Source organism: Pseudomonas sp. GL-R-19, from assembly GCF_019956375.1.
GTDB lineage: Bacteria > Pseudomonadota > Gammaproteobacteria > Pseudomonadales > Pseudomonadaceae > Aquipseudomonas.
The window spans coordinates 208252-224250 of record NZ_JAHBDJ010000011.1 but is presented as its reverse complement, the minus strand read 5'-3'; the positions used below and the strand labels follow the sequence as shown (position 1 = coordinate 224250).

Below are 15999 nucleotides of genomic sequence, written 5' to 3'. Positions count from 1 at the left end.
GAGTTGATTTGGTATGTTATAGTATAACAATACAATCGACGATGCCTTTTTCATGAACAGGCCTTCATCATGCACAGACGCCACTTGCTCAACCTGATTCTGGCCAGTGCGGCCTTCGCTTTACCCTTCGGCGCGGCGGCTACGCAAATTCGTAACGCACGGCTTTGGCGCTCGGATGGGAAGCTCAGGCTGGTGTTCGATCTGAGCGGACCCGTGCAGTACAAGACCTTCTCACTGAGTACCCCGGAGCGCCTGATCATCGACCTCAGTGGCGCCGGCCTCAGCAGCGACTTCAGTCAGTTGGCCCTGGGTGATGGCGTGATCCGTTCGATTCGCTCCGGGCATTTCGGCAAAGGTGATACGCGGATCGTCCTCGACCTCAGCGAGCCGGTACAGCTCAACAGCTTCCTGCTGCCGCCCCAGGATGGGCAAGGGCACCGGCTGGTACTCGATCTGAAAACCAGCGCACCGTTGCCATCGTCGTCGCCAGCGGAGCCAGCAGTGGCCATAGCCAAGGCCCATCCCATGCGCGACGTCATCGTGGTGGTCGATCCCGGTCATGGCGGCAAGGATCCGGGGGCGATCGGGGCCAAGGGCGAGCGTGAGAAAGATGTGGTGCTGTCCATCGCTCAGTTGCTGGCCAGGCGTCTGAAACGCGAAAAAGGATTCGACGTGAAACTGGTGCGCAATGACGATTTCTTTGTGCCGTTGCGCAAGCGCGTGGACATCGCCCGCAAGCACAATGCCGATATGTTCATCTCGGTGCATGCCGATGCGGCTCCGCGTCTTACGGCATCGGGAGCGTCGGTGTACTGCCTGTCTGAAGGAGGGGCGACCTCTGCCACTGCGCGCTTCATGGCGCAGCAAGAGAATGGCGCGGACCTGCTGGGAGCGACGAGCCTTTTGAATCTCAAGGACAAGGATCCGATGCTCGCCGGGGTCATCCTCGACATGTCGATGAATGCCACCCTCGCCGCCAGTCTGGAGCTGGGCAATACCGTGCTCGGTAGCCTGGCGGGTATCACCACCTTGCATCAGAAGCGTGTGGAGCAGGCGGGGTTCGCGGTGTTGAAGTCGCCGGATGTGCCCTCGATCCTGGTGGAAACCGGCTTCATATCCAATGCCCGCGACAGTCAGCGGCTGGTGACCACACGCCATCAGCAGGCGGTGGCTGACGGTCTGTTCGAAGGGTTGCAGCGCTACTTTCAGAAAAATCCGCCAATCAACAGCTACCTTGCCTGGCAGCAAGAGCAGAAAAACAAGCCGGCCTAACAGCCAGCGATCCGGCTGCAGGTGAACTTGGCGCTGCTGCCGCCGGAGCTGGAAAACCGGTTGATCGTGGTCCAGCCGACGCGTCGGTTGTAACCGACCCAGGTCTCGCCATCGGAAGCGATACCGGTGAAAAACGTCAGCTGGCCGTAGCGGCTGTTGGTCTGTGCCCAATAGCGTTTTCCGGCCGTTTCGAAACCCCGCAGGTAGATGGTGCTGCCGACGGTGTTGACGCTGTAGGCGTTACCATCCGCATCCACACAGGCCAGCAGGTTGGCGCTGCGGGTGCACTTGGCCAGGCTCGGGATCTGGGCTATCGCGTCGGCAGCCACCAGCAGGGAAAGCATGATCAGTGCAGGTTTCAGGACGTTGTGCATGGGGCTTCTCAGGAAAGGAACGCGTTCAGCATCGTATCCTTTGCCCTGCCGGACAAGGGGGGATGGTTTATTTGTAATGTAACAGTATAACATTATACAAGCCCGACACAGCGACCGGGCATCCCTGTGAGGAATATGCAGATGTCCAATCGACTCCCCGTGACCGTTCTCTCCGGCTTTCTTGGTGCCGGAAAAAGTACACTTCTTAATTACATACTACGTAATCGCGATGGATTGCGAGTGGCAGTCATCGTTAACGATATGAGCGAAATCAACGTCGATGGCACCGAAGTTCAACGTGATGTCAGCCTTAATCGGGCTGAAGAACGCTTGGTGGAGATGAGTAACGGGTGTATTTGCTGTACGTTACGTGAAGATTTACTGGAGGAGGTGAGCCAACTCGCCAGGGAGGGTCGCTTCGACTACCTGCTAATCGAATCCACCGGTATTTCCGAACCGCTGCCTGTTGCGGAAACCTTCACCTTCCGCGATGAAAACGGCCAGAGCCTCAACGACATCGCACGTCTCGACACCATGGTCACGGTGGTCGATGGCATGAACTTCCTGCTCGACTACCAGGCTGCCGAAAGCCTGGCTTCCCGAGGAGAAACACTAGGGGAGGAAGACGAACGTTCGATTACCGATCTGTTGATTGAGCAGGTCGAGTTTGCCGATGTGATTTTGCTCAGCAAGATCGACTTGATCAGCAGCCACGAGCGCGAGGAGCTGATCGCCATACTTGAGCGGCTCAACGCCCGGGCGGAAATCATTCCGATGGCGATGGGTGAAATCCCCTTGAACAAGATTCTCAACACCGGTCGTTTTGACTTCGAAAAGGCTGCCCAGGCCCCGGGATGGTTGCAGGAGCTGCGTGGCGAACACGTGCCGGAAACCGAGGAATACGGTATCGCTTCCAGTGCTTACCGGGCTCGCCGGCCGTTCCATCCGCAGCGTTTCTTCAACTTCATCGACGGTCCTTGGGACAACGGCAAGCTGCTGCGCTCCAAGGGCTTTTTCTGGCTGGCGAGCAAGCACATGGACGCTGGCAGCTGGTCCCAGGCCGGTGGTTTGATGCGCTATGGTTTTGCCGGGCGCTGGTGGCGTTACGTACCGAAAAACCAATGGCCGCAAGACGAAGAAAGTACCGCCGGGATCATGAAAAACTGGACCGCCGACAGCGGGGACTGTCGCCAGGAGCTGGTATTTATCGGCCAGAACATCGACTTCTCGCAGCTCACGGCCGAGCTGGACGCCTGCCTGCTGACTGAAGAGGAAATGGCGCTGGGCGTAGAGGGCTGGAGTTTGCTGTCTGATCCATTCGGCCCTTGGTACGAAGAGGTTGCCTGATCCTCTACTGGCGCCTCAGGGCTTGAGCCAGGTGCCCTGGCTCTGGGCCTCGCAGTACGGCTGCAAATATGCCGCGTCGGTGGCAACGCCGTAATAGTGAATATCCTGGTGGTAGGGCATATTGGCGACTTGGGCGTTGCTGCAGATACCAAATGCGCCGCCGGGGCATTGATCGACATACTGCACTTCGACTTTCTGCCCCGCCAGGTTCGGCTGGCAGAAGCCATCGGCAAAGAGTTTTGGCGGGATGTTGCGGTTCTGCTGGCAAACCTTGACATCAAGCCGCTCGCCCTGGCTGTGAACCACACAAGCCTGGGCCAGCGCCTCGCCTGAAACGAGTGCCAGGAGCAACGACAAGCCAATCAACCGCATCCATCACCTCCTCAGAAATAATCGACCATGCTGCAGAATATCCCCACTCATGTCATTGCCGGTCCGTTGGGCGCCGGCAAGACCAGCCTGATCAAACACCTGCTGGCTCAGCGCCCGGCTGGCGAGCGGTGGGCGGTGTTGATCAATGAGTTTGGCCAGATCGGTCTCGACGCTGCGCTACTGACCCGGGACGCCGATGGTATCGCACTGGGCGAAGTGGCCGGGGGCTGCTTGTGTTGCGTCAACGGGGCGCCGTTTCAGATTGGTCTTGGGCGTTTGTTGCGCAAGGCGCAACCGGATCGCCTGTTTATCGAGCCCTCAGGGCTGGGGCATCCGGCGCAGTTGCTCAGGCAATTGAGCGAAGCGCCATGGCGAGGCGTGCTGGCTGTTCAGCCTTGTGTACTGGTACTGGACGCCCAGTCGCTTGCCGCAGGCAAACCGCTGCCGCAGGCGCAGCAGCAAGCGCTGAGCCATGCGGGATTGTTGCTGCTGAACAAATCTGAAGGTCTCGAAGAAGTAAGTCGCCAGCGAATCGCCGGGCAATTGCCGCCGACCCCTCTGTACTGGACGCAACAGGCGGTTCTACCCTTGAGCGAGTTACCGGGGCTGAATGCCAAGGCACTGGCAGGTGTGGATAACTTCGTCGTGCCCAAGGGATTGGCGCAGCTGCCGGCCGTCTGGAGCGATCCCGCATTGCCCATTTGCTTGAGTCAGGAGCAGGACGGTGGCTGGAGCATCGGATGGCGCTGGCATTCGAGCCAGGTGTTTGATGCCGCGCAGGTTGGCCGCTGGCTTGAAAGCCTTGGCTGGAAGCGGGCGAAGCTGGTTATCCACAGTGCTCAAGGGTGGGTATCGGTGAACGCGGTGGATAACTCGGTGCTGGACTGGCGGCCCAGTGAATGGCGGCAGGATTCGCGTATCGAGCTGATTTTCAGTGAGCCGAAGAATGCAGAGCTATTGCAGAAAGAACTGGCTGCGTGCCGATCCGAATCGGGTTAACGAATCAAGGTCGCCACTTGGTATGTTCCTGACGCCACTGGCTCAGCTCGATCACTTGCGCACGAGGTTTCGCCACGTCGATCACCGGTTCGGTTTCGTCGAACGGAACCGGGTAGGGTGCCAGCTCAATCTGTGCGCTGTGAGCGCCGAACTGGGTGATGGTGCCGTTGTGGCGGGTTTCGCCGGTCACGGTGAATTCGAAGTTATACACACGGGCCAGACGTCGCCGACCACTGGCATCCCTGATGAACGCGATTCTTTTCAAGGCTACGTTGCCGTCGAGCAATTCGATCCCGAGTTTGCCGCAATGCTGCTTGACCCGCTCCAGCGCGCGCTCGCGCAAGCCGTGGTTGTGCCATAGCCATGCGCCGGCAGTGGCGAACAGCATCAGCACGAATATATTTCCAAGGGTCAGCATCACAGGGTGCTCCAACAAGATAGTGTCAGCTTAACTGCGTCGCTGGTCTGTCGTACAGGCTGCGTTTAGTCGCATACTGCGCGGCTAGAATTTCAATCGTTTTACGGAAATCCACCGCATGAAACGTACTCCGCATTTGCTCGCTATCCAGTCCCACGTGGTATTCGGTCACGCCGGCAACAGTGCCGCGGTTTTCCCGATGCAACGGGTCGGGGTGAATGTCTGGCCGCTCAACACCGTGCAGTTCTCCAATCACACCCAGTACGGTCAGTGGGCCGGTGAAGTGCTGGCGCCGCACCAGATCCCCGACCTGGTCGAAGGTATCGCGGCGATTGGCGAGCTGGGCAACTGCGATGCGGTGCTCTCCGGTTACCTCGGCAGTGCGGCCCAGGGGCGGGCGATTTTGACGGGGGTGGCGCGGATCAAGTCGATGAATCCCAAAGCGCTGTACCTGTGTGACCCGGTCATGGGGCATCCGGAGAAGGGCTGCAGTGTTCCGGCGGAAGTCAGTGATTTCCTGTTGGAAGAGGCCGCCGCCGTGGCGGACTTCATGTGCCCGAACCAACTGGAGCTGGACAGCTTCTCGGGGCGCAATCCGCAATCGCTGTTCGATTGCCTGGCCATGGCGCGTGCATTGCTGGTGCGCGGCCCGAAAGCGGTGCTGGTCAAGCATCTGGACTACCCGGGCAAATCGGCAGAGACCTTCGAGATGCTGCTGGTGACGGCCGAAGGAAGCTGGCATTTGCAGCGCCCGTTGCTGGCGTTTCCGCGTCAGCCGGTGGGCGTGGGCGATCTGACGTCCGGGCTGTTCCTGGCGCGTGTGCTGTTGGGGGACAGCCTGGTGGCAGCTTTCGAGTTCACGGCGTCGGCGGTGCATGAAGTGCTGCTGGAAACCCAGGCGTGTGCCAGCTACGAGTTGGAACTGGTTCGGGCTCAGGACCGGATTGCCCATCCGCGGGTGAGGTTCGAGGCGACGTCGATCAGTTTTTAATCAGATTTGAGCAGAAAGATCGCAGCCTGCGGCAGCTCCTACAAGGGAATGTGACCTGGTTGTAGGAGCTGCCGCAGGCTGCGATCTTTAGCTTTAAGCGTCGCCCTTGATCTCCTGATAACGCTTTTCCAGCTCCTGGCGAATCTGCCGGCGCTGTTGGGCCTGCATATAGCGGCGCTTGTCTTCGCTGTTCTGCGGTTGCAGCGGTGGTACCGATGCAGGTTTACGCTGGTCATCCACCGCAACCATGGTGAAGAAGCAACTGTTGGTGTGACGCACCGAGCGCTCGCGGATGTTCTCGGTCACCACTTTGATACCCACCTCCATGGAGGTGTTGCCGGTGTAGTTGACGGAGGCGAGAAAGGTCACCAGTTCGCCGACATGGATCGGCTCACGGAAAATGACCTGGTCCACCGACAGCGTCACCACATAGCGACCGGCATAACGGCTGGCGCAGGCGTAGGCCACTTCGTCGAGGTATTTGAGCAGGGTGCCGCCGTGAACATTGCCAGAGAAGTTGGCCATGTCAGGGGTCATCAATACCGTCATCGACAGCTGGGCGTTTCCGGGTTCCATAGCATTCTCACGGGTCAAGGCCAGGTTTGAGGGATGCACCTCTGCGGGTGCCTCGGCGGTTTTTTCAAACCAACAGTTATCGGGACGCCGGGTGCGGAGTCGCCGTCACGCCGGATCGATCTGTTTCCATATATTGCACCGCCTTTCTGTCAGAAGTCGCGGTGTTACCCTGCAAAAAGCCCTGACTCAAGGGCATTTCCTACGTGCAGTTCCGATTTTTGTTTTTGCTCGATCAGACTTTTCCTGTGTTCGGGGATCGAGCAATGCCGTCCAGGGAGTCTCACGCCATGCATGCCATCAGTTTCATTCAGGATCTGGCAGTGATCATGTTGATCGCAGGTGTGGTAACCGTGCTCTTCCATCGGCTGAAACAACCGGTGGTGCTGGGCTACATCGTCGCCGGTTTCATCATTGGCCCGCACACCCCGCCATTCGGCCTGATCCACGACGAAGAAACCATCAAGACCCTGGCCGAACTCGGAGTGATATTCCTGATGTTCTGCCTGGGCCTGGAGTTCAGCCTGCGCAAGCTGTTCAAGGTCGGGGCCACGGCATTCATCGCGGCATTCCTGGAAATCGTGCTGATGATCTGGATCGGCTACGAAATTGGCCGCTGGTTTGACTGGAACACCATGGATTCACTGTTCCTCGGCGCGATCCTGGCGATTTCCTCGACCACCATCATTGTTAAGGCGCTCAACGACCTGAAGTTGAAAAACGAGCGGTTTGCCCAGTTGATATTCGGGGTGCTGATCGTTGAAGACATCCTGGGCATCGGCATCATCGCGCTACTTTCCAGCATCGCTGTCAGCGGTACGGTCAGCTCCGGCGAAGTGTTTTCTACAGTCGGCAAGCTGTCGCTGTTCATGATCGTTGCGTTGGTCATTGGCATTCTGATGGTGCCGCGGTTGCTGGCCTACGTGGCGAGATTCGACAGCAACGAAATGCTGCTGATTACTGTGCTGGGCCTGTGTTTCGGCTTCTGCCTGCTGGTGGTCAAGCTTGAATACAGCATGGTCCTCGGGGCGTTCCTGATCGGCGCGATCATGGCTGAATCCCGGCAATTGCTGAAAATTGAACGCTTGATTGAACCGGTTCGCGACCTGTTCAGCGCCATTTTCTTTGTGGCGATCGGGCTGATGCTCGACCCGAAGATCCTGCTGCAATACGCCTGGCCGATCGCCGTAATCACCGTAGCCGTGGTGCTCGGCAAGATGTTGTCTTGCGGCCTTGGTGCATTTATCGCCGGCAATGACGGACGCACCTCGCTACGGGTCGGGATGAGCCTTTCACAGATTGGCGAATTCTCTTTCATCATCGCGGCGCTAGGCATGACATTGCAGGTCACCAGTGACTTTCTGTACCCCGTCGCGGTGGCCGTTTCGGTAATCACGACCTTGCTGACGCCATATCTGATTCGCGCGGCCGATCCATTGTCGATCAAGCTCGCCGGTGTCATGCCAGAACGCCTGGGACGAGTGTTGGGGATGTACAGCGAATGGCTGCGCAGCATCCAGCCTCAGGGTGAGAGGGCGTTACTGGCATCCATGATTCGGCGGATCTTGCTGCAGGTAGGAGTCAATCTGGCGCTCGTGATCGCGATCTTCTTCTCGGGGGCGTACTTCGCCGAGCGTATGTCAGCTTACCTGCAAGGCTGGATCAACGATCCGAGCTGGCAAAAGGCGTTGATCTGGGGTGGGGCGCTGCTGTTATCGCTGCCGTTTTTGATTGCTGCGTACCGCAAGCTAAAGGCGCTGTCGATGTTGCTGGCGGAAATGGGCGTTAAGCCGGAAATGGCCGGGCGCCACACGCAGCGGGTGCGCCGGGTGATAGCCGAAGTGATCCCGATCCTGTCGCTGCTGGTGATCTTTTTGCTATTGGCAGCCTTGTCGGCCAGTATTCTGCCGACCAACAAGTTGCTGGTGCTGATCGCTGTGGTCGCGGCCGCCGTAGCGGCGCTGCTGTGGCGCTGGTTCATTCGTGTGCATACGCGGATGCAGGTGGCGTTGCTGGAAACCCTCGACAATCACAAGGAGTCGTCCGGGCATTGACCACCCTGCGGCGTTGACTGGGTCAGCTTTCCAGCCAGACGTCCCGTGCCCAGTGCCACACCGATTCCCAGGTTTCTTCGGCGATCAGCTCTTCTTCGGCTTGCCAAAGCACCACGGTGCCGTCTTCTTCGACGCAATAGTAGTCATCACCGTCCTGGCAAATCGGGATCAGGCTGCGATCGACGCCGGCGTCCCAGGCGTTGGCGGCAACGTCGGGCAGGTAGGTGTGGGATTGCGGGTCGGTCACGGTGACCGGTTCCAGACTGCCGTAGACCACGTCGCTGACAGTCAGCAGAAACTCTCTGAAGACGAACGGAATATCGATGAACAGTTGTTCTTCGATTTCGACCAGCAGGTCTTCGTCGGGCAATTCCAAGGGGACCGGTACCGGTTCGTTGGCTTCACGCAGTTGTTCGATGATTTCTTCCACGTCCGGGATCCTCTTGCTTGTATGGCGCGGTTTATATGGGGCGGTTTATACAGTAGCTTGCTATAGATGCAACCGCGAAATAGAAAACCCCGGCCTGAGCCGGGGTTTTGTTTACAGCAGGTGAAGTTCTGCGTGGTATCAGCCGTTCTGGCGGATACCGGCCACCAGCCAAGGCTGGTTTTCGCCTTGTGCACGTTCCATGTTCCAGCTTTCGCTGAAGACTTCGCCCTGGTCGAAACGCGAGGTTTTCGACACGCCAGTGAAGGTCAGGGTGGCAATGGTCTTGTCGGCGCGATCGTCCACGCCGTCCAGTTGTACATTGAGGTCATCAATGTAGGTGGACTGGAAACCGTCACCCAGGTCAGCACGCTCACGCTTGAGGAACTCCAGCATTTGCGGGGTCACGAACTCGGCGATCTTGTCCATTTCGTTGGCGTCCCAGTGCTGTTGCAGGGACTGGAAGTGATTGCGAGCCGCTTCGACGAAGTTTCTTTCGTTGAACCAGGCTGGAGCATTGATCACTGGGCGAGCGGCAACAGGCGCAGCCGAACCACCGAAGATCGAACCGCCGGCAGGCTTCTGCTCGAACGCTTCACGTTGCATTGGCGCATGACCGGCCGGAGCGTATTGCTCCTGCTGCTTGCGACGACGGGCGGCGATGAAGCGGAAGACCAGGAACGCGATAACCGCCATGATCAGGATGTCGAAGATCTGCATGCCCTGGAAGCCGTCACCCATGAACATGGAGGCCAGCAGGCCACCGGCCGCGATACCGGCCAGAGGGCCGAGCCAGCGCGAGGCGCCACCGGCCTTGGCGGCGGCGCCAGCGGCACCGGCAGCACCCGCGGTCGCCGCGGCGCCGCCCATGCCTGGAGAAGAAGGAGCCATCTGGCTGGTCTGGTGCGTCGGCGCAGCGCCGGCGCTTTTGCCACCACCGAAGCGCTTGGCGGCATTGGCGTCGAGACTCATCGTCAGGCCGATGCACAACGCCATGGCGATGCTAAGAAAACGTTTCATAAAGGGAATTCCCATTTGTGGAAGGCACGCGCGCCATGTTGCACAGCTGAAGTGTTACTGGCTAGCGGCAGAGTGTTTCGGGCTTTTGCCTGACAGGTCGTGTTCAGCTTCAGTCAGTGCAATAGGGCCTTTTGACTTTGATATGTCAGATGAGTGGACAGGGTTTGTAGGACGGTCGCCTAGCGTCGCAGGGCAAGCATGACAACCCCGGCCGTGATCAGGCCGATTCCGCCCCATTGGCGCAGGTCGAGTTTTTCACCCAGCAGGACAACGCCAAGAACAGCCACCAGTACCACGCTGAGTTTGTCCACTGGGGCAACCAGTGACGCCGGACCGACCTTGAGTGCGCGGAAATAGCAGATCCACGATGCACCGGTGGCAAGGCCCGACAACAGCAGGAACAGGTAGCTCTTTGCAGAGATCGATCCCAATGACTGATATTGGCCCGTGGCGTACAAAATCAAGGCCAGGCTGACCAACACCACTATCGTACGTAGCAGGGTGGCGAAGTCGGAATTGACGTTTTCGATGCCAACTTTCGCGAAAATGGCGGTCATTGCCGCGAATGCCGCCGATAACAGGGCCCAGAATGTCCAGGAAGAAAAGAAACCTGAGCCCATTTTTTAGCGCCTTTGGTCAGATCAACCTGTGGGAGCGAGCCTGCTCGCGATGAACGATGATGCGGTATTTCTGAAGTACCGAAGTGTTGCCATCGCGAGCAGGCTCGCTCCCACAGAAAAGCATCCAGTATGTCTTTAAACGGCTTCCAGCTTGGCGTAACCCAACATCAGCCACTTGCTGCCTTCGCTGAAGTTCACCTGCACCCGGGCCTGAGCCCCGGCACCTTCGAAGTTCAGGATCACGCCGTCACCGAAGATGGAGTGACGTACGGTCTGGCCAAGGCTGAAGCCGGTCTGCGGAATCTCGCTGCCGCTGAACAGGTTGCTGCCACTCATCGACTGGTTGCCACCAAACGGACGGCTGACGCTGTTGGACAGCCGCACTTCCTGAATCAGGCCTTTCGGAACCTCGCGTACGAAGCGCGACACTTTGTTGTAGGTCTCGCTGCCATAAAGGCGTCGGGTTTCGGCAAAGGTCATCACCAGATTCTGCATGGCCCGGGTGATGCCGACGTAGGCCAGGCGACGCTCTTCCTCAAGGCGGCCGGGTTCTTCCAGGCTCATCTTGTGCGGGAACAGGCCTTCTTCCATGCCCACCAGGAACACGTAAGGGAATTCCAGGCCCTTGGCGCTGTGCAGGGTCATCAGTTGAATGCTGTCTTCGTGCTCGTCGGCCTGGGTATCGCCAGCCTCCAGCGACGCGTGACCGAGGAACGCTGCCAATGGCGTCAGGTCTTCGTCTTCTTCGCTGTTTTCGAAGTTGCGCGCGGCGCTGACCAGTTCCTCAAGGTTTTCTACCCGGGCCTGGCCTTTCTCGCCTTTTTCCGCTTCGTGATAGGCGATCAGCCCCGACTGCTCGATGACGGTCTGGGTCATCAGGTGCAGCGGCATATCCATGCACTTGGCGGAGAGGTTCTCGATCAGCTCGATAAACGCGCCAAGGGCGCCGGCCGCGCGACCGGTCAGGCCTTTGTTGGCCACCAGTTGGCGCATCGCTTCCCACATCGACACGTCGCTGTGGCGCGCATGGTCGCGGATCGCTTCGACGGTTTTTTCGCCGATACCACGGGCCGGCACGTTGATGACCCGTTCCAGCGCGGCGTCGTTGCCCCGTCCTTCGAGCAACCGCAGGTAAGCCATGGCGTTCTTGATTTCGGCGCGTTCGAAGAAGCGTTGACCGCCATAGATACGGTATGGGATGCGCTCGCGCAGCAAAGCTTCTTCCAGAACCCGCGATTGGGCGTTGGAGCGATACAAAATCGCGATATCGCTGCGAGACAAGCCGGTTTTCAGCGCACTTTCGATGGTTTCGACAACGTAGCGGGCTTCGTCATGTTCGTTGAACGCGGCGTACAAATTGATCGCTTCGCCTTCGCCGCCATCGGTCCAGAGTTCTTTGCCCAGGCGCCCGGTGTTGTTGGCGATCAAGGCGTTGGCAGCCTTCAGGATACCCGCGGTGGAGCGATAGTTTTGCTCCAGGCGAATGGTTTCGGCGTCCGGGAAGTCTTCGGAATACTGGTAGATGTTCTCGATTTTCGCGCCGCGCCAGCCGTAGATCGACTGGTCATCGTCGCCCACCACCATCAGGCTGTCGCCGCCCTTGGCCAGCAGGCGCAACCAGGCGTATTGCACGGCGTTGGTATCCTGGAACTCGTCCACCAGAATGTGCCGGAAGCGCTTCTGATAGTGCGCCAGCAGCCCCGGATGATCGCGCCATAGGTCGAGAGCACGCAGCAGTAGTTCGGAGAAGTCGATAACGCCTGCGCGCAGGCAAGCGGCCTCGTAGGCTTCATAAATGCCGCGCATGGTCGCCAGGAACAGGTCGCCGCTGGCTTGAATGTGTTGCGGACGCAGGCCTTCGTCTTTCTGCCCGTTGATGAACCACTGGGCCTGACGGGCCGGCCAGCGCTGTTCGTCCAGACCTAGCTCGCGGATCACCCGCTTGACCAGCCGTTGCTGGTCGTCGCTGTCGAGAATCTGGAACGTCTGGCTTAAGCCCGCTTCCTGCCAGTGCGCCCGCAACAAGCGGTGCGCCAGGCCGTGGAAGGTGCCGACCCACATGCCGGCCGGGTTGATACCCATCAGCTGCTCGATGCGCTGGCGCATCTCGGCAGCGGCCTTGTTGGTGAAGGTCACCGACAGGATGGAGTGGGGCGAGGCGTTTTCGACCTGGATCAACCAGGCGATACGGTGCACCAGCACTCGGGTTTTACCGGAACCAGCACCGGCCAGGACCAACTGACGACCCACGGGGGCTGCTACAGCCTGGCGTTGGGCATCGTTGAGGGAGTTCAGCAGAAGGGAGAGATCATCGCGCATCAGGGCATTCTAGGGGGCGGCGACACACCGGGCAAACCCCGCTTCGCTTTAGCCGATGAAAGTTAAGTGAAGGACGACCGGTCGGTCATGGGCTGCAGGCGTTGGCGGGGCGTGTCCACAGCGTTTTCAGGGGTGTCGGCGGCTGAAAAAATTTGGCCATTTATTGATCGGCAGCAGTTTGGTCCGGGCCATTGCTTGTGTATGCTCCGAGCAGTTTCGGGCCCATGCTCATCATTATAAGAACAAGAACATTGCCTATGACCCTCAGCTTCGACCTGTCGGGCCCTATCGTGGAGCCCAGGGCCATCCGTAAGCAGTACGCCATGGAAATGGCGGTCGAACGCACGCGCCTGTTGTATCAGGGCTCGCTGCTGCCCACGTTGTTCATGCTGATCAATGGCCTGGTCTGTGCCGGTTTGCTCTGGAGCCCGCAGCGCTATTTCCTGGTCAGCGTATGGCTGGTGTGGTTGTTGTCTTTGGTGGCATTGCGAGTGATTCAGGTCGCAGCCTTCGATTCGGCCATTCCCAACCGTCAGGCCCATCCCATTTGGCGACGGATGTTTTTGCTGGGCTCCGGCCTCACGGGCCTGACCCTGGCGGGTGCCGGCATCGCCCTGGTTCCCGCCGATAACTTCATTCAGCAAGCCTGGGTCTTCGGCCTCATCGGTGCCGCAGCGCTCTCGGCCAGTGTTGCTTATGCGGTCAGTTTGCCGGCATTTCTGTCATTTACCTTGCCCTGCCTGTTGCCGGCCATCGCCTATATGTTTTGGGGGGCTGACGAACAGCAGCAAGGTTGGGGCTGGTTCGGGCTGATCCTGCTCGGTGCATTGAGCGTGGTTGCCTGGCAAGTCAATCGATTGATCGATCGGGGCTTGATGCGACGCTTTCAGAATCAGGCACTGATCGAGCATCTGCAGCAGGCACAAAGCTGCAGTGATCAGCTCAATCAGAAGTTGGCCAAGGAGATTGAACAGCGTCGGCGTGCCGAAACCGAATTGCGAGAAATCCAGATCGACCTGGAAAACCGTGTCGCTCAGCGCAGTCTGGAACTGGACGCCGCCAACCAGGCGCTGAGCAAGAGTGAGGCGCGTCTGGCGCTGGCATTGAAGGCCAGCGAGTTGGGGTTGTGGGACTGGAATCTGCAAACTGACGAAGTCCATCACACGCAGATTCAGGAATTGTTCGGCCTGGAGCCTGAACAGGTCACGGCAATACTGCGTCACCTCAAGCCGCGCCTTCATCCCGAGGATCTTCCTGCGCTGAAAAGGGCGCTGGTCGAGCATTTGAAGGGCCGCACCGAGGACTATCAAATCGAGTATCGCGTGCGGCATGGCGACGGCCACTGGGTCTGGATCGAGGACCGCGGGCGGGCGGTCGAGCGTGCCAAAAACGGCCGGGTGATTCGCATGGTCGGCACTCGCCGCGACATCAGCGTCAGCAAAGGCCTGGAAGAGCAGCTGCAACTGGCGGCGACCGTGTTCGAGGCGGCCAGCGAAGGGATCGTGATTTTCGATCCGAACTACGCCCTGATCGCGATCAATCAAGCCTTCAGTCGGGTGACCGGCTATGACATCGAGGACATGATCGGACGCAATGTCATTGAGCTGCCATGTAGTCGCGATGCGCGTCGGCATTACGCCGCAATACATCAGGCGCTGGAGCAGCAAGGCAACTGGCAGGGCGAATTGGTGGAAACCCGCAAGAACGGCGAGATGTATCCGCAATGGCTGCAACTGAATGCTGTGCGTGATACTCGGGGAAATGTCAGCCATATTGTGGGCTTTTTCGCCGATCTCTCAGCCCGTCGAGAATCCGAAGAGCGAATGCGCTATCTGACCCATTACGACGAACTTACCGGTCTGGCCAATCGTTCGATGTTCCGCGAGCGACTCAGTGAGGCTCATCAACGAGTGAGGCAGGGCGGTTATCGCAGCCTGGCATTGCTGCACATCAATCTCGATCGATTCAAGCAACTCAACGACAGCCTGGGGCATGAAGTCGCCGATCAGTTGCTGCAGAAAATATCCCGGCGGCTGGTGAATGCATTGCCTGAAGCAGACACCATCGCGCGCCTTTCCGGTGATGAGTTTGCCGTGCTGTTCAACTCTTACGGCAACCTTTCGAGCCTGGCCCGGGTGGCGACTCGCCTGGCGAGCAAGCTGCGTTTGCCGGTGACGATTGAGGGGCATGAACTGGTGGTCAGCGTGTCGATGGGCATCAGCTTGTTGCCGGACAGCGCCCGGGAAATTTCTGCATTGGTCAGTCAGTCGAACATGGCCATGCAGCACGCCAAACACCTGGGTGGTAATAATTTCCAGTTTTATACCGACAGTTTGCAAGCCAGCACGCTGGAGCGGTTACAGCTGGAAAACCATTTGCGCAAGGCCGTCGAAGAACAACAGTTGAAGGTCTTTTACCAACCCAAGCTGTGCCTTGCCACGGGCAAGCTCAATGCCGCCGAGGCGTTGGTGCGCTGGGATCATCCGACCATGGGCCGTGTGCCGCCGGGGGACTTCATCGGCCTGGCTGAAGAAACCGGATTGATCGGCCCGATCGGTGAGTTCGTGCTGCGTCAGGCCTGCTGGCAAGCCTGTGAGTGGCAGCGGGAGGGGCTTGAGGCGATTCGGGTGTCGGTCAACTTGTCAGTGCATCAATTGCGCCAGGGCAAATTGGTCAGCCTGGTGCGGCAGGTGCTGGAAGAAACCGGGCTGGCACCGCATCTCCTGGAGCTGGAGCTCACTGAAAGCCAGTTGCTGGACAGCGTCGAGCACATCATCGCCACCTTCCAGCAGTTGCGTGATCTCGGGGTGAAACTGGCCATTGATGATTTTGGCACTGGCTACTCCTCCCTGAGCTACCTCAAGCGTATCCCGGTGGATTACGTGAAGATCGACCAAGCCTTTATCCGCGGGTTGGGAGAGGGCACCGAGGATGCGGCGATCACCCGGGCGATCATTGCCATGGCTCACGGCCTGAAGCTGAAGGTCGTGGCGGAAGGGGTGGAGCGGGAAGAACAGCTTGAGTTCCTGAAAGCCGAGCGCTGCGATGAAGTGCAGGGCTATTTGATCAGCCGGCCCATCGAGTCGCAGGCGCTGGCGATCCTGTTGCGAGAGCAATGTTCGAATTGAATGGGCTGATTCCCGTCGGGTTTTGTGGGGCGACGTAAAGCCTTGCGACCAGGGCATCAGTGCTACATGAAGCGCGGGCACGTGA

General features: G+C 58.9%; 14 protein-coding genes. 6 read left to right on the top strand and 8 right to left on the bottom strand.

Annotated features, from left to right (window positions below):
- The first annotated feature begins 69 nt into the window (after positions 1 to 69).
- Positions 70 to 1272 carry an N-acetylmuramoyl-L-alanine amidase gene (locus KGA83_RS07465; protein ID WP_223529298.1) on the top strand — a complete coding sequence of 401 codons (1203 nt, stop codon included), beginning with the start codon at positions 70 to 72 and terminating at the stop codon, positions 1270 to 1272.
- Here the strand turns inward: KGA83_RS07465 and KGA83_RS07460 are convergent.
- The gene (locus KGA83_RS07460) at positions 1269 to 1646 is read right to left on the bottom strand and encodes a glutamine synthetase (RefSeq protein ID WP_108218829.1); all 378 of its coding nucleotides are present in this window, start codon (positions 1644 to 1646) and stop codon (positions 1269 to 1271) included. The two genes, KGA83_RS07465 and KGA83_RS07460, sit on opposite strands and share 4 nt — an antisense overlap.
- 141 nt (positions 1647 to 1787) lie before the next feature.
- Between KGA83_RS07460 and zigA the strand changes: the two genes are divergently transcribed.
- On the top strand, positions 1788 to 2993 hold the full coding sequence (gene zigA / locus KGA83_RS07455) for a zinc metallochaperone GTPase ZigA (RefSeq protein WP_108218830.1): 1206 nt from the start codon (positions 1788 to 1790) through the stop codon (positions 2991 to 2993).
- Between the two features lie 15 nt (positions 2994 to 3008).
- On the opposite strand, the gene KGA83_RS07450 is transcribed toward zigA, so the two are convergent.
- Positions 3009 to 3365, bottom strand: a complete 357-nt coding sequence (locus tag KGA83_RS07450) for an NADH:ubiquinone oxidoreductase (RefSeq protein WP_108218831.1) — start codon at positions 3363 to 3365, stop codon at positions 3009 to 3011.
- A gap of 27 nt (positions 3366 to 3392) precedes the next feature.
- Here KGA83_RS07450 and KGA83_RS07445 point away from each other — a divergent pair, with 27 nt between their 5' ends.
- Complete coding sequence (locus tag KGA83_RS07445) at positions 3393 to 4364, top strand: CobW family GTP-binding protein (protein ID WP_108218832.1); 972 nt, start codon at positions 3393 to 3395, stop codon at positions 4362 to 4364.
- Positions 4365 to 4368: 4 nt separating this feature from the next.
- On the opposite strand, the gene KGA83_RS07440 is transcribed toward KGA83_RS07445, so the two are convergent.
- Positions 4369 to 4782: a DUF3301 domain-containing protein gene (locus KGA83_RS07440; protein ID WP_108218833.1), complete on the bottom strand. Its 414-nt coding sequence runs from the start codon at positions 4780 to 4782 to the stop codon at positions 4369 to 4371.
- Positions 4783 to 4900: 118 nt separating this feature from the next.
- Between KGA83_RS07440 and pdxY the strand changes: the two genes are divergently transcribed.
- Entirely contained in the window at positions 4901 to 5773 is an 873-nt protein-coding gene (gene pdxY / locus KGA83_RS07435; RefSeq protein WP_108218834.1) for a pyridoxal kinase PdxY, read from the top strand.
- A gap of 93 nt (positions 5774 to 5866) precedes the next feature.
- Here the strand turns inward: pdxY and KGA83_RS07430 are convergent, their stop codons facing one another.
- Complete coding sequence (locus KGA83_RS07430) at positions 5867 to 6349, bottom strand: acyl-CoA thioesterase (protein WP_007934430.1); 483 nt, start codon at positions 6347 to 6349, stop codon at positions 5867 to 5869.
- Positions 6350 to 6636: 287 nt separating this feature from the next.
- On the opposite strand from KGA83_RS07430, the gene KGA83_RS07425 reads away from it, so the two are divergent.
- Positions 6637 to 8400 (top strand): cation:proton antiporter, encoded by a 1764-nt coding sequence (locus KGA83_RS07425; protein ID WP_223529296.1) that lies wholly within the window; start codon positions 6637 to 6639, stop codon positions 8398 to 8400.
- A 22-nt stretch (positions 8401 to 8422) separates the two neighbouring features.
- Here the strand turns inward: KGA83_RS07425 and KGA83_RS07420 are convergent, their stop codons facing one another.
- From KGA83_RS07420 to uvrD, 4 genes are all read right to left on the bottom strand, one after another.
- The gene (locus tag KGA83_RS07420; RefSeq protein WP_003187120.1) at positions 8423 to 8830 is read right to left on the bottom strand and encodes an SMI1/KNR4 family protein; all 408 of its coding nucleotides are present in this window, start codon (positions 8828 to 8830) and stop codon (positions 8423 to 8425) included.
- A gap of 138 nt (positions 8831 to 8968) precedes the next feature.
- A complete protein-coding gene (locus KGA83_RS07415; protein WP_108218836.1) occupies positions 8969 to 9847 on the bottom strand; it encodes a Tim44 domain-containing protein in 879 nt (292 codons plus the stop codon).
- Between the two features lie 179 nt (positions 9848 to 10026).
- On the bottom strand, positions 10027 to 10467 hold the full coding sequence (locus KGA83_RS07410; RefSeq protein ID WP_007971691.1) for an EamA family transporter: 441 nt from the start codon (positions 10465 to 10467) through the stop codon (positions 10027 to 10029).
- A 135-nt stretch (positions 10468 to 10602) separates the two neighbouring features.
- Complete coding sequence (uvrD, locus tag KGA83_RS07405; RefSeq protein ID WP_108218838.1) at positions 10603 to 12786, bottom strand: DNA helicase II; 2184 nt, start codon at positions 12784 to 12786, stop codon at positions 10603 to 10605.
- Positions 12787 to 13043: 257 nt separating this feature from the next.
- On the opposite strand from uvrD, the gene KGA83_RS07400 reads away from it, so the two are divergent.
- Positions 13044 to 15914, top strand: coding sequence for an EAL domain-containing protein (locus tag KGA83_RS07400; protein WP_108218839.1), 2871 nt, complete (start codon positions 13044 to 13046; stop codon positions 15912 to 15914).
- Positions 15915 to 15999 lie beyond the last annotated feature (85 nt).